Source organism: Mycoavidus cysteinexigens (assembly GCF_003966915.1).
GTDB classification, from domain to species: domain Bacteria; phylum Pseudomonadota; class Gammaproteobacteria; order Burkholderiales; family Burkholderiaceae; genus Mycoavidus; species Mycoavidus cysteinexigens.
In genome coordinates this window covers 1,497,406-1,516,707 of record NZ_AP018150.1, presented here as the reverse complement: position 1 = coordinate 1,516,707, position 19,302 = coordinate 1,497,406, and the positions used below count along the sequence as shown (strand labels likewise).

Below are 19,302 nucleotides of genomic sequence, written 5' to 3'. Positions count from 1 at the left end.
CGCTGAGTAAAGCAATCAAGTGGGGTTATTTTACAGTGTGCGCAGCTTTGACAAGTTGCTTTGCCATTTCTTGCAGCATATTTTGGGCGGCTTCATCTTTAAGTTGGCCTTGTTCATTGAAGGCGAGATGTGCTTGGCTTAGGGTGACCATCTGCGGCAAAACCTGACTATGCAGCGTTAGTGTCAATAAATGACGCAACGCTAAAAGTCCGCGATATCCTCCATAATAGCCTGGTGAAGCGCTGCCAAGCGCGAAGACCGGCTGGCCAAAAACAGCGAGTTTGCCGCCATTTTCATTGACGCGGGAGATCCAAGCAATCGTATTCAGCAGCAACGGTGTAACGCTGGCATTGTATTCGGGGCTGGCAATAAACACGCCCTGATGCGCAGCGATGGTGGTGTGCAAGGTGCGCGCTGCGGCTGGCACGCCGCTGGCTTGCTCTAGGTTGCCGTCATAAATTGGCAGCGGATAATCGGCTAAATCTAATAGCGTCACCTGTGCATTAAGCGCCTCGAGTTGCTGCGCGGCCGCTTTGGCTAGGGCAAGATTATAGGAACCGGTGCGCAGCGAACCAGCGAAGACGAGGATGCGAGGGGCGTTCATATAGGCCTTTAAAGTAAGATAGGTAGGGTTTGCAACAACAGAGCTGTAAGTTTATTACGACGGTATCGTATATTTTTTATAACGATGGTCGCTTTCAGGGGATTTTGGTGATATTTTTGCGTTTTTCAAGAGCAAGTTTCGCCTCGCGTTAAAATCAGGGTGCGCAAAATGAAGATTAAAATGAACCGCTGTCGAGCCATATCGCTTTTGCTCAATCTATTTCAAAGTTTTTTCCGCAGGCCACAGTTTTTGCTCGGTCTAATCTGTGTTGCCCCCTTTGCGTGGGCTGGCCCTAATGAGGCGCGGCTGAATATTTATAACTGGTCTGACTATATCGCAAAGGATACGATTGCAGGCTTTGAAAAGCAAGCCGGCATTAAAGTGCGTTATGACGTTTATGATAGCGCTGACACCTTGCAAGCGAAGCTTTTGACCGGGCGCTCCGGTTACGATGTGGTGACGCCCACGAGCAACTATGCTGGCCGGTTGCGCGCAGCAGACATTTTTGAGCCGCTCGATAAGTCAAAACTGCCTAATCTTAAGCATCTTGATCCGCAGCTTATGGCGATTGTCGCTGGCGCCGATCCAGGTAATCGTTATTTTGTACCGTGGGCTTATGGTACGACAGGTCTAGGTTATAACGTCACCAAAGTGCGCCAGGTGCTGGGCGCCGATGTGGCGTTGGATAGCTGGGACATTCTCTTTAAACCAGAGTATGTTTCAAAGTTAAAAAGCTGTGGCGTGTCGATGCTAGATGCGCCCGATCAATTGTTTGCCGCGGCGCTGCATTACCTTGGCAAAGCGCCTGATAGCACCAATCCAGATGACTACCGACAGGCGTTACAATTGCTTAAGCGGATTAGGCCTTATATCACGCAATTTAACTCATCGGGGTATATCAATGATTTAGTCGGCGGGGATATTTGTTTTGCTTTTGGCTGGTCTGGCGATGTTGTGATTGCCGGGCGGCGTGCGCGTGAGGCAAAGAAAGACTATCAAATTCAATACTTTATTCCACAGAGTGGGGCGCCGATTTGGTTTGATGTGATGGCGATCCCCAAAGATGCGCCGCATAAAGAGGCCGCGCTGAAATGGATAAACTATATCGAAACACCGCAAGTCCACGCGGCGATTACGAATCAAGTTTATTATCCGAGCGCAAATATGCTCGCTAAGCAGTACCTTGATCCCCTGGTGGCGAATGACCCGGCAATTTATCCCAGCCCTGAGATGATTAAAAAGCTATTTTTGCTTAAACCGTTGCCGCCTGAGACGGCGCGGTTAATGACGCGCTTATGGACTGAATTTAAAACCGGTTTTTAGTGTTTGTTTTTCTATTGTAAAGGTATTAAGTTTTAATGAGCAGAGATTCATCCCATGGCCCTACTGTTACGCCTGCTAAGCCACTGAGTCTGCACAGTCAGGAAAGCGATTTTGTCCAAATTATTGATGCCGTAAAGAAATTTGGCGCGACTACGGCTGTGCAAAATGTCAGTCTGTCGGTTAAACGAGGGGAAATTTTTGCTTTGCTTGGCAGTTCGGGCTGTGGCAAATCGACCTTGCTGAGGATGTTAGCGGGTTTTGAAACTTTGACGTCAGGCCGTATTTTGATTGATGGCGAAGATCTGGCTCAAATGCCACCATACCGGCGTCCGGTCAATATGATGTTCCAGTCTTATGCGCTTTTTCCGCATATGACGGCGCACGCTAATGTGGCTTTTGGCCTCAAACAAGAAGGCCGGCCCAAAGCGGAAATTCAAGAGCGTGTGGCCAGTGCGCTTGAGCTAGTGCAAATGAGCCACTTGGCTAAGCGCAAGCCGCATCAACTGTCAGGCGGTCAGCAGCAGCGCGTGGCGCTCGCGCGCAGTCTGGTTAAACGACCTAAATTGCTGCTACTGGATGAACCCATGTCGGCGCTGGATAAACAAATTCGGCAGCGCACGCAGATTGAATTGATGGATATTCTGGATAAAGTCGGCGTGACTTGCATTATGGTCACGCATGACCAAGAAGAGGCCATGGTCATGGCGGACCGAGTGGCGGTGATGACGGATGGGCGCATTGTGCAAATTGGCACGCCGCTAGAAGTCTATGAATATCCGAATAGCCGCTTTTGCGCTGAATTTATCGGCTCGACGAATTTTTTTGCGGGCACGATCGTAGAGGATGAAGCGGATCATATCTTTGTGCAAAGTCCAGATTTGCCTAAACCTCTATATGTGAGCCATGGTGTGATGGGACAGCTTGGCATGGAAGTGACGATTTCTGTGCGTCCAGAGCGGGTTGCTGTGACGCGCCAAGCGCCGGCGCAAAATTACAATTGGGCGCACGGTAAAGTCGACAATATTGCATACCGCGGGGGGTACACGCTTTACCACGTAATGCTTGATTCCGGCAAAATGGTGGTGGCGAATGTTTCCAGTTTAGCGCTTACGGAAATGCAAGCGCCGACTTACGACGATGAAGTCTTTATTAGTTGGAGCCCAGAGTCGGGCGTGGTGCTGACAAAATGAAGGCCTGGTTGCAACGCTTAGCCCCTCAAGGCCGCGCCGCCGTCATTGCCGGCCCTTATATTTGGCTCTTGCTGTTTTTCTTTGTCCCTTTTCTGTTAGTCGTCAAAATCAGCTTTGCAGATTTGCGGCTCGGGATTCCCCCGTATAGCGAGCTGGCAGTGCTCAAAGACGGGGTGCTTAAGATCACCCTGCAACTGTCCAATTATGCGTTTTTATTAACGGATAACTTGTACTTCGCCACTTATGTAAATTCACTGAAAGTGGCGGCGATTTCGACGGTGCTGTGCTTACTCATCGGTTATCCGATGGCGTATTACATTGCGCGCTCAAACCCAGTCACCCGTAATATCTTGCTGATGGCAGTCATGCTGCCTTTTTGGACTTCGTTTTTGATTCGTGTGTATGCGTGGATTGGGATTTTGAAGAATAACGGCTTATTGAATAATTTTTTAATCTGGGCCGGTTTGATCGAAACGCCAATCGAGCTTTATCACACGAATATTGCGGTATATATCGGGATGGTGTATTCATATCTGCCTTTTTTAGTGATGCCGCTCTATGCGCATTTAGTCAAAATGGATTTGCGTTTGCTAGAGGCTGCCCATGATTTAGGGGCGCGGCCTTGGAAAGTCTTTGTGCAAATTACGTTGCCGCTTTCCAGAAATGGCATTATGGCCGGTTGTCTACTGGTCTTTATTCCGGCGGTAGGGGAATATGTGATTCCAGAGTTGCTTGGCGGAGCCGATACTTTAATGATTGGCCGCGTCATGTGGAATGAATTTTTTAACAATGCTGATTGGCCTATGGCGTCAGCCGTCACTTGTGCCATGGTGTTACTGTTACTGGTGCCAATGGCGCTGTTTCAGCATTCTCAAGTGAAAGAGCTTTCTAGCAAGTCATGATCAAACCACATCGATCGTTACGCCTCGCTATGCTGGGCACGGGCTTCTTTTTTCTATACGCGCCGATTATCAGCCTGATTGTCTATTCGTTTAACGAGTCGGCTTTAGTCACGGTATGGACGGGTTTTTCTTTAAAATGGTATGAAGCGCTGCTGCATGACGAAGAACTGCTCGCGGCTGCCTGGCTCTCGCTCCGGATTGCGGCGCTCACAGCTTTCGCCTCGGTGGCAATTGGCACCTGGGCGGGTTTTGTGTTGGCGCGGATGGGACGTTTTCGCGGCTTTACGTTGTATAGCGCGATGATTAACGCGCCGTTGGTGATTCCTGAAGTGATTCAAGGGATCTCGTTGTTATTGCTCTTTGTCGAACTGAGTAATTTTTTAGGTTGGCCGACTGAACGCGGAATCCTCACAATCTGGGCGGGGCATGTGATGTTGGGGATTTCTTATGTGGCGATTATTGTCCAGTCACGCGTGCGCGACTTGAATCCAGCGTTAGAAGAGGCTGCGCTCGACCTTGGCGCAACGCCCATTAAGGTATTTTTTACGGTGACGCTCCCTTTAATTTCACAGGCTTTGATTGCGGGTTGGCTGCTATCATTTACGTTATCCATTGATGACCTCGTGCTGTCGTCCTTTTTGTCGGGACCTGGCTCGACAACCTTGCCGTTAGTCGTATTTTCGCGTGTGCGGCTGGGGTTGAATCCAGAAATGAATGCGCTGGCTACGATTTTTATTACAGTTGTAACAATTGGTGTCGTGATAGCAACCCATATGATGCAAGTCTCAGAGCGCAAACGCAAGATGCAAACCTTATAACCGCCCCTTCGTTTGCGCTCACTTTGATACAGTTTGTAATGGTTATTTATAAAAGCCTTGGCTACACTGATAAACATCTTCGGGCTATTAGAATTGCTTAGCGCGAATCAGCTATCACAACTTTTCTTGGCTTTGGGTCATGCGAAATAACTTTATTCGCTCTGCGCTACCGCCGGTTGCTTATTTAAGCGTACTGATGGCGTTAACTCTCATCCCTCGGTTAGCGCTTGGGGTCCCGGCAGCGCCAGATTCGCCTTATGCGCAGCGTAAGTCGAGCGCCGCCCCGTCCAGATTGGTGGCTACAATCAATGTAAAAAGTCAGACTGCGGCATATCGGAGCCCGGTCTACGCGCAGCGCGCGCAGGTGCGGCGCACGAAAAATGTGCGCCGCGTCGCATTTAAGCCATCCGCGCCATCGCTAGGGCGCTCCTTTGGCTTACATCAAACGCCAGATGCGCTTGCGTTGCGTTCAAGCGTTGCCTACGTGATTGATCAAAATACGAATGAAGCGCTGTTTGAAAAAAATGCGCAAGCCGTATTGCCGATTGCTTCAATTAGTAAGCTGATGACTGCGATGGTAACGCTGGATGCTAATTTACCGCTGACGGATATACTTGAGGTAAGCGTCGCAGATCGAGATCTTGAAAAAGGCACGGGCTCACGCTTATCCGTAGGGTCGCGCTTATCGCGCTCGGATATGCTGCATATTGCATTAATGTCGTCTGAAAACCGTGCCGCGGCAGCTTTGTCGCGCTACTATCCAGGTGGCCGCTTGGGGTTTATTACAGCGATGAACCAAAAAGCCCAAAGCTTGGGGATGAGAGATACGCGCTTTTTGGATCCAACCGGGCTTTCTAGCCATAATGTTTCTAGCGCGCGCGATTTGGCTAAAATGGTCAAAGCCGCTTATCAGTATCCATTGATCCGCGAGTTCTCAACTGATGCGAATCATAACGTCTTTACCAGCAGGAAGGCGCTGCAGTATCGCAGCACCAATGCGCTGGTGCGCAACCCAAGCTGGGAAATTGGTCTACAAAAAACCGGTTTTATCCGCGAAGCGGGTGAGTGTTTGGTGATGCAAGCCACGATTCAAAATCGCCCACTGATTATCGTATTGCTTGACTCGACGGGCAAATACTCGCGCCTGGGCGACGCTAAACGCATCCGCAGTTGGGTGGGCAATGGCGGCGTGCAGCATATCAGTCGGGCTGACGCTGCCGCCGATAGTTAAAAAGTAAGCTCTTATTTGGGTTGTTTGAGCACGTCACGGATTTCTCGCAACAGCAAAACATCTTCTGGTGGGGCGGCAGCTGGGGCGTTGGTTTGAGCGTCGCGCAAAGTATTAATAAATTTCATCATTAAAAAGACGACAAAGGCGAGGATGATGAAATTGAACACCACGGTAATAAAACTGCCATAGCCGAAAAGGGCGACGCCAGCTCCCTGTAAATCTTTATAAGAGTGAGGGTTGCCCTGAAAATTAGCGGGTATTGCGCCGAGCCGGATGAACCGATTCGAAAAGTCTAAACCGTCTGTAAATAGACTCGCAACTGGCATAATTAAATCTTTCACAACGGAATTCACAATCGTTGAGAAAGCGCCCCCGATAATGACGCCAATCGCTAAGTCCATCACATTACCTTTAATCGCGAATTTTTTGAAATCTTGGATTAACTTCATAGCGAGCCCCTGAGTTTAGAATGTTGTATAAAAAAAGCGGATTGACGCATGGCCTGACTATCTCTACCATCCATACCGGCTGTAATGGCCTCTCCAGTAGTTGTAGTTATAAAAATTATAAGACCAATAACCAGCAGGCCAACTGTAAATATTATAGGTGGGTCGCGGGTAATAGTACATGCCAGCGGTCTGTTCGAAGGCTGCCGCCCAGTTGTTTTCCACTAGCATTTGTGCGCCGACGGCATCATAAAATAGACGCTGCTGAGGGCTGAGCGGCGCCCCCGCTGAAGCAGCGGGAAGCTGGCTTAGCACTGTCGTGTACTCAGCCGATCCGGGCTGGGCGCAACCCGCTAACGCGAGAGAGAAAACCGTGAGTACACGGGCAACCGAGAGGCGCTTTAATGCAAGAAATTTTTGTCGCATAAATGAGATGAACTAAGGTGCTTAACGATATATCCTGTAAAAATTCAAAAATAACACAGCAAAGCAAGTAAAATACCTCTATTCGCGAAATTTCATAATGCTTAACGCTGACCTTCATTGCCATTCCAATTGTTCAGACGGCGTGCTTACGCCGGCGGAAGTCGCACGCTATGCGTATGCTGGCGGGGTGAAACTGTGGTCGCTGACGGATCATGATGAATTAAGCGGGCAGCACGCCGCGCATCAGGCGGCAACTGCGTTGGGAATGCAATATGTGTGTGGGGTTGAAATCTCGGTCACTTGGGCTGAGCGCACCGTGCATGTAGTTGGCTTGAATTTTAATCCAGACTGCGCCGCGCTCGTCAATGGCTTGGCTGAGGCCCGCCGTGGGCGCGTGGCGCGGGCGCAGGCAATGGCGACAGAGTTGGCCAAGGTGGGCATCAAGGATGCTTATGCCGGGGCCCTCCGTTACGCATCTAATCCCGATTTGATTGCGCGCACGCATTTTGCACGTTATTTGGTTGAAGCCGGTTTTGCGCCATCGCTGCCGGCTGTGTTTAAACGATATTTAATTGAGGGGCATCCGGGTTTTGTGCCGCATTGCTGGGCGCAACTGACCGATGCAATCAGCTGGATTAACGCTGCGGGTGGGGTGGCGGTGCTTGCGCATCCAGGCCGTTATCGCTTTACGCCGCGTGAATTTGAGATACTGTTGACCACTTTTAAAGAATTAGGCGGCAAGGCGATTGAGGTCATCACTGGCAGCCACACTAAGCAACAGTATCAAGAGTATGCGCAAATTGCGCGCCACTACGGATTTTGGGCTTCGCGCGGTTCGGATTTCCATGCGCCAAAAGAAAGTCGGACTGCTTTGGGCAGTTTGCCAGCGCTGCCGGCCGATTTAACGCCGGTTTGGCACGCTTGGCTATAGACGCGCTCAGCAATGAACAGGAACGACGCTCATCATGGATTTTGATTTTTTAAACTTAGCGCCCGCGCTTAGTTACAATAGCGGGCTATGGATCATTTAGTACAAACTATTGCGGTATACGCATTACCGGTTTTATTCTCGATTACCCTGCATGAAGCCGCGCATGCTTATGCTGCACGTCGATTCGGCGATAGCACAGCTTATATATTAGGACGGGTTAGTCTTAATCCAATTAAGCATATTGACCCGTTTGGGACGATTGCAATGCCGCTGATGCTTTATTTTGCGACGAACGGGGCATTTGTCTTCGGTTATGCTAAACCGGTGCCGGTGGCGTTTGGCAATTTACGCAATCCGCGTTGGCATAGCCTTTGGGTCTCGTTGGCCGGGCCGGGTTGCAATTTTGCGCAGGCGTTTGTCTGGGCCTTTGCGAGTATTCTGCTAGGCGCGCTAGGCGTCGATGAGCCTTTCTTTTTGCGCATGGCGATGGCCGGGGTACTGGTTAATTTAGCGATGTGTGTATTTAATCTGCTGCCGATGCCGCCGTTAGACGGCGGGCGGATCTTAGTTTCGCTATTGCCGCCGCGTGCGGCTTTGACGCTAGCTCGGCTTGAGCCGTATGGCTTTTTTATCGTGTTAGCACTCGTGATGACCGGCGTGTTAGGCGCACTATGGCTGCGCCCATTAATCGAACTGGGCTACGATATGATCGCTTTATTGTTAACTCCTTTTACTGCGCTGATGCGCTGATATTTATGCTGTTTCCAGATCGTATTTTTTCCGGTATGCGTCCAACTGGGGCGCTGCATCTTGGGCACTATCATGGTGTCTTGAAAAACTGGGGGCGGCTGCAATCTGAGTACCCATGCCTTTTTTGTGTGGTGGATTGGCACGCATTAACCACGCACTATGAAACGCCAGAAGTGATCGAGCGCCATGTGTGGGAAGTCTTGATTGATTGGTTGGCGGCTGGCATTGATCCAGCCCAAGCCACGCTGTTTATTCAAAGCCGCGTGCCTGAGCACGCGGAATTGGCGTTGCTGCTTGGTATGGGCACGCCACTCGGCTGGCTCGAACGGGTACCGACTTACCGTGAGCAAATTGAAAAACTCAAAGAGAAAGATCTCTCGACGTACGGTTTTCTAGGCTACCCAGTGTTGATGGCGGCGGATATATTGCTCTACCGCGCCTCGCATGTGCCGGTTGGCGCAGATCAAATACCCCATGTTGAAATGACGCGTGAAATTGCGCGGCGCTTTAACTATCTCTATGGTGGTGAGGCCAATTTTGAAGAAAAAGCCCTCTCCGCCGCTAAAAAGCTGGGCGGGCGGCGCAGTAAGCTTTACCATGAGCTGCGCAATGCTTACCAACAAGAGGGGGATAGCGAGGCGCTCGAAAAAGCGCGCGCGCTTTTGCAAGAATCGCAGAGCTTATCCATGAACGATCGCGAGCGGCTCTTCGGCTATCTTGAGGGTGCGCGCAAGCTCATCTTGGTAGAACCGCAAGCGCAATTGACTGAAGCTTCACGCATGCCTGGCCTAGATGGACAAAAAATGTCAAAATCGTATGGCAATACGATTGGCTTGCGCGAAGATGCACGCTCGATTGAAAAGAAAGTGCGCATCATGCCAACGGATCCGGCTCGCGTGCGGCGCACTGATCCTGGCGAGCCAGAAAAATGTCCGGTCTGGCAGTTTCATTTGTCCTATTCAGATGAAACCACGCAAGCCTGGGTGCAAAAAGGCTGCCGGAGTGCGGGGATTGGCTGCCTAGAGTGCAAACAACCCGTGATTGATGCTATTTTGCATGAACAGCAGCCGATGCTTGAGCGGGCTCAAAAGTATGTTGATGATCCTTCGTTGCTGCGCGCGATTGTCGCGGACGGTTGCGATAAAGCGCGCAAAGTCGCCCAAGAGACGATGCGTGAAGTGCGGGAGGCGATGGGCCTTTCTTACTCCTAATCACCCATTAAACTTAATGGCTTAATTTATTCTTAATGCGATGACTGGTTTGATAAAAGACCCTTCTATTTTTTCTGTGCGTGGCAGTATTGTCGCGTTGGTCACACCGATGTTCGAAGACGGCAGTTTGGATTTGCCTACCTTACGCGCATTAATTGATTGGCATGTAGAACAAGGCACCAAGGCGATTGTGATTGTGGGTACGAGCGGAGAATCGCCGACGGTCTCAATCGATGAACATCAGTTATTAATTAAAACTGCCGTAGAACATGCGGCAGCGCGCATTCCAGTGATTGCTGGCGCAGGCGGCAACTCAACGGCTGAGGCGGTGGCGCTGACTGAATATGCAAAACAAGTCGGCGCAGATGCGACTTTGCAAGTCGTGCCTTATTACAACAAGCCAACCCAGGCCGGGATCTTCCAACACTTTGCAAAGATTGCCGAGCAGGTCGATTTGCCGTTGATTTTATATAATGTGCCCGGTCGCACCGTGGCTGATATGAGCAATCAAACGATTCTAAAACTGGCTCAAGTACCTGGCATTGTGGGAGTTAAAGATGCAACTGGCAAACTGGAACGCGGGATTGAATTGATGAAATCCGCGCCGGCGCATTTTTCCATTTATAGCGGTGATGATCCGACGGCTGTGGCATTCATGTTAATGGGCGGCCATGGCAATATTTCAGTCACCGCAAACTTGGCGCCGCGGGCCATGAGTGATTTGTGCGTGGCGGCGCTGGCTGGCGAAGTGGCGCGTGCGCGCGCCATCCATATGCAGCTTTTAGCATTGCACCGCGATCTATTTATTGAATCGAATCCGATTCCCGTAAAATGGGCGCTGACGCAGTTAGGCAAAATCAAAAGCGGTATCCGCTTGCCACTTACGCCACTCGATGCATCTCATCACGCAGCTTTACAGAGTGCGTTACGCGAAGCATGTTTAGTCTAGCCATCGCTCCTCTTAAACTTGTTTACCTGCCGGCTGCGAGCCCGCTTTAAATCACATCCGATGAAATATATTAAGCCTTATTTTTTTGTCCAGTGCGCGACCGTGACGCTGTTAATGAGTTCTGCGCTGACTGGCTGTAGCACAGCCAACGAATGGTTTTCTCCAGATCGCGTCGATTATAAAAACGCGAAAGCAGCGCCTGCGCTTACGGTGCCGGCTGATTTAACGCCGCTCCAACATAGCGAATATTTTTCTGCGCTAACCCAGACCAAAATCGAGGCGTTGGGGACAACCGAGCAACGCGCGCAGGCCAAGCCTAATCAACTCTTAGGGCGTACCGCCCAGCCGGTTTCTTTAAGGCTCCAGGTTGAAGCAGACGACCATCAACGTTGGCTGGTGGTGGCAGGTTACACCCCTACGCAATTATGGCCATTATTACGGGCATTTTGGACAAGCAATGGTTTTACATTGACTTTAGATCGACCCGAAATGGGCTTAATGGAGACCGATTGGACCGAAAACCGCGCGCAAATTTCTAATGATTGGTTGCGCCGCGTGCTTGGCCAAGTGGCAGATAAATTATATTCATCCGGTATGCGCGACCGCTTCCGCATGTTAGTAGAGCAAAATGCCAACGGCACAACGGCCATTTCAATTACCCACCGCGGGATGGAAGAAGTATTAATTGGCCGCTTCCAAGAAAGCTCGCGTTGGCAAGATCGGGCGCGTAGTCCAGAGCTTGAAACCGCGTTATTGAAGCGCTTGATGGAGCAATTTGGGTTGACTGCTGCGCAGGCGGAGCAGCTTAACCTTAATGCGCGCCGACAGAGCGTAAAGTAAGCGCTAGCGATAGTAGGGGGCGCTTGGCCCCCTATACTAACGAGATAGTGATTTGATGCTTATTGACCCGCAGGTGTCGTTGTGCCAGTTGCGGCAGGCGTATCTGAAGAAGCGGCACTCGGGGCGCTGCTGGTTTCAGTTGGCGGGGTAGTCGTATCCGGTGTGGCGACCGCATCTGCCGCAGCAGGCGCTGTAACGGCCGGCGTTTCGCTAGAGGCGCTAGCCGCAGGCTCGCTGGCTTTATTACATGCAGCTAAAACCAGAGCGGCCATCAAAGAGGCGAGGAGTAGGCTTTTTTTCATCATTACGTCCTTTTACAGTTAAAGTGGGCAATAGAGTGTGCTACTTTTTAATCCAATACTGGCTGAGAGGCGTTAAAGCAACTTAGCCAATCGCACCAGGCTCTACAATATCAGCTCCTTAACCGCTTCGCTATTGCAGAACGGTTAGCAATGTTACAAAATCTTTCGGCGTGGCTACAACCCAAATAGCGCATATTTTCTTAGCATCAGATGAAAATTCGCAGCGTATAATATCGTCTGTGTTGTGGAGAGTTAATGATGAAGATTGCAAAAAATACTGTAGTGTCCCTTTCTTATACCCTGTCTGATGCGCAAGATATTGTGATCGAAAAAAGCAGTGAGCCGATGGTTTATCTGCATGGCGAATATGATGGCGTGTTTCCAAAGGTTGAGAAAGCGTTAGAAGGGCAAGAGCTTGGATTTGAAACTAAAATTCAACTCGAACCCAGCGAGGCGTTTGGCGATTATGATGCTGAACTGATACGCGTTGAACCACGTAGCCGCTTTCCTGAAGTGCTGGAAGTAGGGATGCAGTTTGAGGGCATGCTGGACGAGGATGAAGACGGCGAAGAAGATGAAGAGGAAGATAAAGACGACGATTACGATGACGAAGATGATTTGCCGATCTACATCGTCACTGATATTGCCGACGATCATGTCGTCCTAGATGGCAACCATCCGCTTGCTGGCATGGCGCTCAGATTTGAGCTAAAAGTGATCAACGTGCGCGCTGCAACGGCTGAAGAAATTGATCATGGTCATGTGCATGGGGAGGATGGCCTCGAGCTGCTGCCTTCCGATTCAACGGATGACGATGCTTCGCCCCTGCTGCACTAAACTTTAAAAATCTAAAAAATTTAAAATCTCAATACGAGTTCCCCCCACTGGATGTCTAAGCATCCTTGGGGGTGTATCTGTTTTATTCGGTTTCTGTCGCTAGCGCATGTAATTCAAATAATAGATCCAGCGCTTCACGCGGCCGCATTTCCTCTGGATTAAGGGCGCGCAACTTTTTAAGGGTGGCGTGCTCCATTTGCGCAGCACATTCTCTCTCGTCTGGCTCGCTAACAGTGGGCGTAACGCTATTGAAAAGATCCAATTGTGGCGAAGGGCGATTTAATGCCTGCTGTTCCAATTGTTGCAGGTGTTTGCGGGCAGTGCGAATCACGCCGGGCGGCACGCCTGCCAGTTGAGCGACTTGTAAACCATAACTTTGGTTGGCGGGACCTTCGTTGACGGTGTGTAAAAACACAATCCCTTGTTGATGCTCGGCCGCAGATAAATGTACATTAGCGGCTTGCGAAAATTCATCAGGGAGTTGTGTCAGCTCAAAGTAATGGGTGGCAAATAGCGTATAACAACCGTTTACGTTAAGTAAATGTCGCGCAATCGCCCAGGCCAGCGCTAAGCCATCAAAAGTCGAAGTGCCGCGGCCAATTTCATCCATCAGCACTAAGCTCTCCGGAGTGGCATGATGCAAAATAGTCGCGGCTTCCGTCATCTCAACCATAAAGGTTGAACGTCCTCCCGCCAGATCGTCGGCTGCGCCAATGCGCGTAAAAATCCGGTCAACCGGCCCCAAGCGCGCGCGTTGCGCTGGTACATAAGAGCCGATATAAGCCATCAGCACCAGCAATGCGGTTTGCCGCATAAAAGTAGATTTGCCGCCCATATTCGGGCCGGTGATAAACAGCAGTTTGCGCTGCGCGGAAAGCCGGCAATCGTTCGGGATAAAGCGCTCAATTTGCGCCGCTACTACGGGGTGGCGTCCTTGCTCAATTTCAATCCCGCTTTCATGCGTTAATTCCGGCGCAGTCCAATGATGCAGGCGCGCGCGTTCGGCAAAGGTCGCCAGTACATCGAGTTCAGCCAAAGCGGATGCGATGCGTTGGCATTGCGCTATATAAGTCAGTAGCGTTTGCAGCAATTCATCGTATAGGGTTTTTTCGCGCATGAGGGCGCGTTCTTGGGCGGACAAGGCTTTATCTTCAAACGTCTTGAGCTCTGGAGTGATGTAACGCTCCGCGTTTTTTAGGGTTTGTCGGCGCCGATAATCAGCCGGGACTTTATCCGTTTGGCCGCGGGTTACCTCAATAAAAAAGCCATGCACTTTATTGTATTCAACCCGTAAATTCGCAATTCCGGTGCGGGTGCGCTCACGAGTTTCTAATTCCAGTAAAAACTGACCGCAATTTTTGGAAATCGAGCGTAACTCATCGAGTTCTGCGTCGTGGCCGTTAGCAATCACGCCGCCATCACGAATCAGTGCCGCCGGCTCAACGGCAATCGCTTGTTGCAGTAAAGCCAGGCACTCAGCCGGAGGCTCCAGCGCTGCGCTTAACGTTGTGAGCAAAGCAGCGGATTGAGTGAGAGGGGCTAAGTGAGCGCTGATGCTTGGCAATTGCTGTAATGAATCGCGTAGGCTGGCTAAATCGCGCGGGCGGGCGTTTAAGAGGGCAATACGGCCTGTAATTCGTTCAATATCGGCAATCTGCCGCAGGCTCTGGCGTAATTCAAGTAAGCCATCGCCCGCGCCAGGCGGCGTGACTTGCAGCCAGGCGGTGACGGCTTGTTGCCGGGTCTGGGCAATCTGCGCGTCGCGGGGGGGGTGATGCAGCCAATGGCGCAGTAATCTGCTGCCCATTGAGGTACAGCAGGTATCTAGCACTGAGAGCAAGGTTGGCGCATCGGTGCCACGCAGGGTTTCAGTGAGTTCAAGATTACGGCGGGTGGCCGGATCAAGACTAATATATTGCGTTTCTTGTTCAACTTGTATGCTGCGTACATGGCGCAGTTGTTGACCTTGAGTGGCGGCGGCATAGAGTAATAGCGCGCCCGCTGCGCCACAGGCGGCAGAGGGCGCATGAACCCCAAAGCTATCCAGGTTGGCGACAGCCAGTTGCTCGCATAAACGCGTATGCCCTGCATCCAGATCGAAATGCCAGCTTGGAACGCGGGTTAATGCGCCAGACCAATGAGGCGGCGCTGCCGCGCTATTGTCAGCGACAAGAATTTCAGCCGGGCGAATCCTCTCAAGCAGCGCTGGCAAATCAGTTGGATTGGTCTCGGCCAGTCGCAAAGCGCCACTGGCTAAATTAAGCCAGGCTAGGCCCAGCGTCTGGGTGCGGTTACGGCGGTTTTGCACTGCCGAAAAAGCCAGTAAGCAGGCATCTTGCTTATCCGAGAGTAGGGCGGCATCGGTCAAGGTGCCAGGTGTGACAATGCGCATGACTTTGCGCTCAACCGGCCCTTTTGAAGTATTGGGATCGCCAATTTGCTCGCAAATAGCGACAGATTCCCCAAGTTTGACCAATTTTGCCAGATATTGCTCAAGCGCATGGTAGGGGACGCCCGCCATTTTGATCGGCTGTCCAGACGATGCGCCGCGTTGTGTGAGCGTCACATCGAGTAGGCGCGAGGCTTTTTCCGCATCCTCGAAAAAAAGTTCATAAAAATCCCCCATCCGATACAGAACTAGGGTGTGCGGGTGCTCAGCCTTAATCCGCAGATATTGCTGCATCATTGGCGTATGGCCGCTGAAATCGCGCGAGTGGGGCGGGTTGTTAGAGATAAAAGAGTCTTCGTTGAGTGGCTGAGAATGCATATTTCGGTCTAAGAAAGGCTTGCGTGCTGGCTTTTTGTTAGGCGTTAGTCTAATCCAGTTTGACACTTAAGACGCGGAATCTCGCGTCAAAAATACTACGCCTTACGGGTTAGACTTTAAATCGCTGATATTTTTTATTTCGTTGTCGGTCTAAACTTGACAAAGATTTACAATAGATTATCTTAGAAGACCATCGATTGATTTCGATTTGATTATAAAACGATTAACTAAACGGGGTTTGTTATGTCTGTCATGCATTTTCTGGGGAAAATTCTAAAAACTTTACGGGATAAATGGGATCTAGCTCGGACGCGCTCAGCATTAGGGCTGTTGGATGATGAAGCCTTAAAAGACGTGGGTTTAACGCGGGCGCAAGTCTGGGAAAATCCAAGATTAGCAAATTGGTTAAGAAACGATCCTTATCGTCATCATAAAGCCAGCTAAGATTATTACTTTATATTTTTATCGATACCTGAGTAAATCATAAATAACAGGTATCGATATTTTAGTTTAAATAAGATAAATATAAACCTAATATTATCAACTATATATTCGAGTGCTCCGCAATAATGCGTTGAATTTCTTCTTCTGCCTGCGCCCCAGATTGATCGAATACGTTGGTTTGATATGAGAAAGGTATTTGCAGCGGATCGGCTTTAGCATCAGGCAACGGATGGAGATCGATCGTCGCGTGCATCGATAGACCAAGGCGGAGCGGGTGCTGTTCTAGCTCGCTAGGATCAAGCGCGATTCTAACCGGCAGCCGCTGCACGACTTTAATCCAATTACCCGTCGCATTTTGTGCCGGCAAAAGCGAAAACGCGCTGCCCGTGCCGGCTGAAAACCCAGCCACATGGCCGTGATAGACGACTGATTTGCCGTACATATCTGCGCTTAGCGTAACGGGCTGACCAAGCCGAATTTGTTTAAGTTGAACTTCTTTAAAATTTGCGTCAACCCATACATGATTGAGCGGCACCACCGCCATCAAAGGGGTCCCGGGGGCCACACGTTGTCCGACTTGAACCGAGCGCTTAGCGACATAGCCTGTAATTGGAGCGGGCAACGTATTACGTGCATCGTTCAGCCAAGCGCTGCGTACTTTCGCCGCAGCGGTCAGCACATTCGGATGCGAGGCAAGCTGAGTGCGGCCTGTAAGCGCGCGGCTTGAGACGAGTTGCTCTTGGGCTACACGCAGGGCTGAGCGGGCGGACGCAACCGTATTTTGGGCATGCTCGATTTCTTCAACCGATAGCGCCCCCGATTCCGCCAATACTTGCCGGCGGCGCAAATTACCTTGCGCCCGCTCGAGCTCAGTTTGGCGTTGCGCTAGATAAGCTTGGTTAGTCGTATTACTGGCATAGAGTGTACGGACCTGGCGTACCGCTTGCGCAAGTCCTGCTTTGGCTTCTTCTAGCGCGAGTTTGGCGTCGGCTGAATCGAGCCGCACCAGGGGCGCGCCGACCTGTATCAGTTGTGTATCGTCAGCATAAACCGCAACTACGGTGCCAGTCACTTGCGGCGTAATTTGGACGATACTGCCATTGACATAGGCATCGTCTGTGGTTTCGTAAAAACGCGAGTGCAGAAAATAATATAAGCCATACCCGATAGCGGCGCTGGCAATGAATGCGCACAGCGTGAGCAACATGCGTTGGCGTTTGCGATTGGGCGGTTCGTTGACGGTCACTGGGGCAGGAGATTGCCGCTGAGTGCCACTCATATTCTTTTCCTTTTTGAAGCGAATTTGGATTCTAGCATCCTACTTTTTGGGCTAAAGCCAGTATGCTCGAGCGAAGTTGTTGCAGCAAGAACGATAACACGAGATTATTTTTTATGCATGATAGGCTGAGCCTCCCATTGCCCATGCACGACCTTATAGACGATGGCCTCGCTTTGCTTTAAATCGCCATGCTCATCATAAGCCAGCGTTTCTACTGTGACCGCAGGCATTTCAGTTTTAGCCAGGTAAGGTAAGTATTTTTCGGGTTCAGTTGAATCTGCGGTTTTCATTGCAGTAAACATGGCCATCGCGCCATCGTAGGCATAAGGTGAGTAAATCCGTACTTTTTGGTGAAAGCGTTTTTCATATTTCTCTACATATTCTTTGCCGCGTGGCATTTTATCGAGCGGCAGACAGATCGATGAGGCTATTACACCTTCCGCGGCTGGCCCAGCCACTTTTAAAAAAGCCTTGGATTTAATCCCTTCGCTACCCATTAAAACAGCGTTTATACGCAGTGCCCGCATTTGTTTCGCCATGGCCGCCGCTTGCGCATCAACCCCTCCATAAAAAATCGCTTGTGGATGACTCCGCTTGAGGCGAGTTAAGAGAGCCTTAAAATCAATCGTTTTGTCGTTACTATATTCACGGCCAACGATTTTGAGGCCCTCGGCTTGGGCGGCGGTTTTAAATTGATCGGCTAAACCCCGACCATAGGTTGTGCGGTCATCGACAATCGCGACGCGTTCCAATTTAAGTTTTTTGGCGGCATAAGCACTGACCGACGCACTTTGCTGGAGATCCGACGCGAGCATGCGAAAGGTGGTTTTAAAGCCTTGTTGGGTATACTGAGGAGCTGAAGCCATGGCGATTTGGGGAATGCCAGCTTGAGCGTAAATATGAGAAGCAGGAATGGTAGTGCCCGAATTAAAATGACCCAGAACGCCCTTAATATTTTGATCCACCAGATTTTTAGCTGCTCTAATAGCCATCTGAGGATCGGCGCGGTCATCTTGCATGCGCAGTACGATCCGAACGGGCTTGCCTTCAATTACAGGTGCAGTTGCATTGAAATCTTCAACTGCAAGAATCACGCCATTTAGAAAATCTCGGCCGTAATGAGCTTGTCCGCCAGTGATAGGCACTGCGCATCCAATCTTGATTTCGGCGATATTCTGCGCATTTTGCGCCGCGGCGCTGCAACTGATGCCCAGCATCCATCCTGCTAGCAGGATGGGGTTTATGTGTTTAAAAAACCGTTCCATTGCTCCTCCATTCTCCTGATGGTTTTATGGCTTAATCGTACTACAGTGCTAGCGAATGCAGAGTTTTTAAGCGTTTGGCACGTAACGTCTCATTCTTTGCCAAGTTTACTTACAACTGTCTCAGATTGAGATAACCAAGCGTAGTTTAGCTGACGTCATTTTATATATTGACCCCCCATCATATGCTGAATGTAGCATAAATGATGCGTGACTTCTAAAAGCGGCGCTGGCTTCTTTCCGTATATGAGGTATCGTCGTATTTTGGGAGATTGTGAGGTTTGCCGTTGCTCGATTTGATTGACATTTATGCAAAAAACTTTTTTGGGTCAATTCAAAAGGTAGTCAACGCCACGCCATACTAACGACAGTGAACGCGCCATTCGCGATCACGTGAAAAAGCAAAAGATCAGTGGCGGCACGCGAAGCGAGCTCGGGCAGCAATGTCGCGATACTTTCTCCAGCCTAAAGAAGACCTGCCGCAAGCTGAGTATCTCGTTCTGGGATTACCTCACCGACCGCATTTCATGCAGCGATCAAATCCCGCTTCTTCCTCATCTCGCCGAACAACGTATTGCTGCCTCCGCTTAAGAAGTTTGCTGACGTTCGCCCCGGGTTATCGAGAAGATACATTTTCTGCTTCGGAGCAATAGCCAAATTATGGGTTTTTAGGTCTTATTAAGGCGAATTAAGCATGAATTTTCCGAAGCAAATTTAACGTAAAATTGCGCTAGTAAAACTTTGAATAAAAGTCGAATAATTTCGGAAGTTTTGGAGTTGTCTATGTACT

The 19,302-nt window shown here is 50.2% G+C and carries 20 protein-coding genes; 13 read left to right on the top strand and 7 right to left on the bottom strand.

What is annotated here, in order from left to right:
• Positions 1-25: 25 nt before the first annotated feature.
• Positions 26-604, bottom strand: coding sequence for an NADPH-dependent FMN reductase (locus tag MCB1EB_RS06200; RefSeq protein ID WP_026921816.1), 579 nt, complete (start codon positions 602-604; stop codon positions 26-28).
• Positions 605-784: 180 nt separating this feature from the next.
• On the opposite strand from MCB1EB_RS06200, the gene MCB1EB_RS06195 reads away from it, so the two are divergent.
• The 5 genes from MCB1EB_RS06195 (at position 785) to pbpG (ending at position 6,068) form a co-directional block, all read left to right on the top strand.
• On the top strand, positions 785-1,927 hold the full coding sequence (locus tag MCB1EB_RS06195) for a polyamine ABC transporter substrate-binding protein (protein WP_081953580.1): 1,143 nt from the start codon (positions 785-787) through the stop codon (positions 1,925-1,927).
• Positions 1,928-1,962: 35 nt separating this feature from the next.
• Positions 1,963-3,117, top strand: coding sequence for an ABC transporter ATP-binding protein (locus MCB1EB_RS06190; RefSeq protein WP_026921814.1), 1,155 nt, complete (start codon positions 1,963-1,965; stop codon positions 3,115-3,117).
• Positions 3,114-4,019: an ABC transporter permease subunit gene (locus MCB1EB_RS06185; RefSeq protein ID WP_026921813.1), complete on the top strand. Its 906-nt coding sequence runs from the start codon at positions 3,114-3,116 to the stop codon at positions 4,017-4,019. Before MCB1EB_RS06190 ends, MCB1EB_RS06185 begins: the two co-directional genes overlap by 4 nt.
• The gene (locus MCB1EB_RS06180; RefSeq protein ID WP_026921812.1) at positions 4,019-4,837 is read left to right on the top strand and encodes an ABC transporter permease subunit; all 819 of its coding nucleotides are present in this window, start codon (positions 4,019-4,021) and stop codon (positions 4,835-4,837) included. The genes MCB1EB_RS06185 and MCB1EB_RS06180 overlap by 1 nt, the downstream gene beginning before the upstream one ends.
• A 139-nt stretch (positions 4,838-4,976) precedes the next feature.
• Positions 4,977-6,068: a D-alanyl-D-alanine endopeptidase gene (gene pbpG, locus MCB1EB_RS06175; protein WP_045362072.1), complete on the top strand. Its 1,092-nt coding sequence runs from the start codon at positions 4,977-4,979 to the stop codon at positions 6,066-6,068.
• Between the two features lie 11 nt (positions 6,069-6,079).
• On the opposite strand, the gene mscL is transcribed toward pbpG, so the two are convergent.
• Entirely contained in the window at positions 6,080-6,517 is a 438-nt protein-coding gene (gene mscL, locus MCB1EB_RS06170; RefSeq protein ID WP_045362073.1) for a large conductance mechanosensitive channel protein MscL, read from the bottom strand.
• 63 nt (positions 6,518-6,580) lie between these two features.
• The gene (locus tag MCB1EB_RS06165; RefSeq protein WP_052393610.1) at positions 6,581-6,940 is read right to left on the bottom strand and encodes a hypothetical protein; all 360 of its coding nucleotides are present in this window, start codon (positions 6,938-6,940) and stop codon (positions 6,581-6,583) included.
• A gap of 97 nt (positions 6,941-7,037) precedes the next feature.
• Between MCB1EB_RS06165 and MCB1EB_RS06160 the strand changes: the two genes are divergently transcribed.
• The 5 genes from MCB1EB_RS06160 to MCB1EB_RS06140 all read left to right on the top strand — a co-directional run bounded on the left by MCB1EB_RS06160 (position 7,038) and on the right by MCB1EB_RS06140 (position 11,621).
• On the top strand, positions 7,038-7,871 hold the full coding sequence (locus MCB1EB_RS06160; protein WP_045362076.1) for a 3',5'-nucleoside bisphosphate phosphatase: 834 nt from the start codon (positions 7,038-7,040) through the stop codon (positions 7,869-7,871).
• Between the two features lie 87 nt (positions 7,872-7,958).
• A complete protein-coding gene (locus tag MCB1EB_RS06155) occupies positions 7,959-8,621 on the top strand; it encodes a site-2 protease family protein (RefSeq protein WP_045362078.1) in 663 nt (220 codons plus the stop codon).
• 8 nt (positions 8,622-8,629) lie between these two features.
• Positions 8,630-9,832 (top strand): tryptophan--tRNA ligase, encoded by a 1,203-nt coding sequence (locus MCB1EB_RS06150; RefSeq protein WP_045365506.1) that lies wholly within the window; start codon positions 8,630-8,632, stop codon positions 9,830-9,832.
• A 40-nt stretch (positions 9,833-9,872) separates the two neighbouring features.
• A complete protein-coding gene (gene dapA / locus MCB1EB_RS06145) occupies positions 9,873-10,781 on the top strand; it encodes a 4-hydroxy-tetrahydrodipicolinate synthase (protein ID WP_045362081.1) in 909 nt (302 codons plus the stop codon).
• A 60-nt stretch (positions 10,782-10,841) separates the two neighbouring features.
• Positions 10,842-11,621 carry an NlpB/DapX family lipoprotein gene (locus MCB1EB_RS06140; protein ID WP_052393612.1) on the top strand — a complete coding sequence of 260 codons (780 nt, stop codon included), beginning with the start codon at positions 10,842-10,844 and terminating at the stop codon, positions 11,619-11,621.
• A 59-nt stretch (positions 11,622-11,680) separates the two neighbouring features.
• Here MCB1EB_RS06140 and MCB1EB_RS06135 read toward each other — a convergent pair whose 3' ends face one another.
• Complete coding sequence (locus MCB1EB_RS06135; RefSeq protein ID WP_045362084.1) at positions 11,681-11,923, bottom strand: hypothetical protein; 243 nt, start codon at positions 11,921-11,923, stop codon at positions 11,681-11,683.
• Between the two features lie 258 nt (positions 11,924-12,181).
• Between MCB1EB_RS06135 and MCB1EB_RS06130 the strand changes: the two genes are divergently transcribed.
• Complete coding sequence (locus MCB1EB_RS06130; RefSeq protein ID WP_045365512.1) at positions 12,182-12,760, top strand: FKBP-type peptidyl-prolyl cis-trans isomerase; 579 nt, start codon at positions 12,182-12,184, stop codon at positions 12,758-12,760.
• An 82-nt stretch (positions 12,761-12,842) separates the two neighbouring features.
• Here the strand turns inward: MCB1EB_RS06130 and mutS are convergent, their stop codons facing one another.
• Positions 12,843-15,446 carry a DNA mismatch repair protein MutS gene (gene mutS / locus MCB1EB_RS06125; RefSeq protein WP_045365514.1) on the bottom strand — a complete coding sequence of 868 codons (2,604 nt, stop codon included), beginning with the start codon at positions 15,444-15,446 and terminating at the stop codon, positions 12,843-12,845.
• A gap of 324 nt (positions 15,447-15,770) precedes the next feature.
• Here mutS and MCB1EB_RS06120 point away from each other — a divergent pair, with 324 nt between their 5' ends.
• Entirely contained in the window at positions 15,771-15,971 is a 201-nt protein-coding gene (locus MCB1EB_RS06120; RefSeq protein WP_034957232.1) for a DUF1127 domain-containing protein, read from the top strand.
• A gap of 100 nt (positions 15,972-16,071) precedes the next feature.
• Here MCB1EB_RS06120 and MCB1EB_RS06115 read toward each other — a convergent pair whose 3' ends face one another.
• Together MCB1EB_RS06115 and MCB1EB_RS06110 are read right to left on the bottom strand one after the other, a co-directional pair.
• Positions 16,072-17,250 carry an HlyD family secretion protein gene (locus tag MCB1EB_RS06115; RefSeq protein WP_045362085.1) on the bottom strand — a complete coding sequence of 393 codons (1,179 nt, stop codon included), beginning with the start codon at positions 17,248-17,250 and terminating at the stop codon, positions 16,072-16,074.
• A gap of 104 nt (positions 17,251-17,354) precedes the next feature.
• Positions 17,355-18,467, bottom strand: a complete 1,113-nt coding sequence (locus MCB1EB_RS06110; RefSeq protein ID WP_045362089.1) for a branched-chain amino acid ABC transporter substrate-binding protein — start codon at positions 18,465-18,467, stop codon at positions 17,355-17,357.
• A gap of 438 nt (positions 18,468-18,905) precedes the next feature.
• Here MCB1EB_RS06110 and MCB1EB_RS06105 point away from each other — a divergent pair, with 438 nt between their 5' ends.
• Positions 18,906-19,103 carry a hypothetical protein gene (locus tag MCB1EB_RS06105; RefSeq protein ID WP_197721970.1) on the top strand — a complete coding sequence of 66 codons (198 nt, stop codon included), beginning with the start codon at positions 18,906-18,908 and terminating at the stop codon, positions 19,101-19,103.
• Positions 19,104-19,302: the final 199 nt, after the last annotated feature.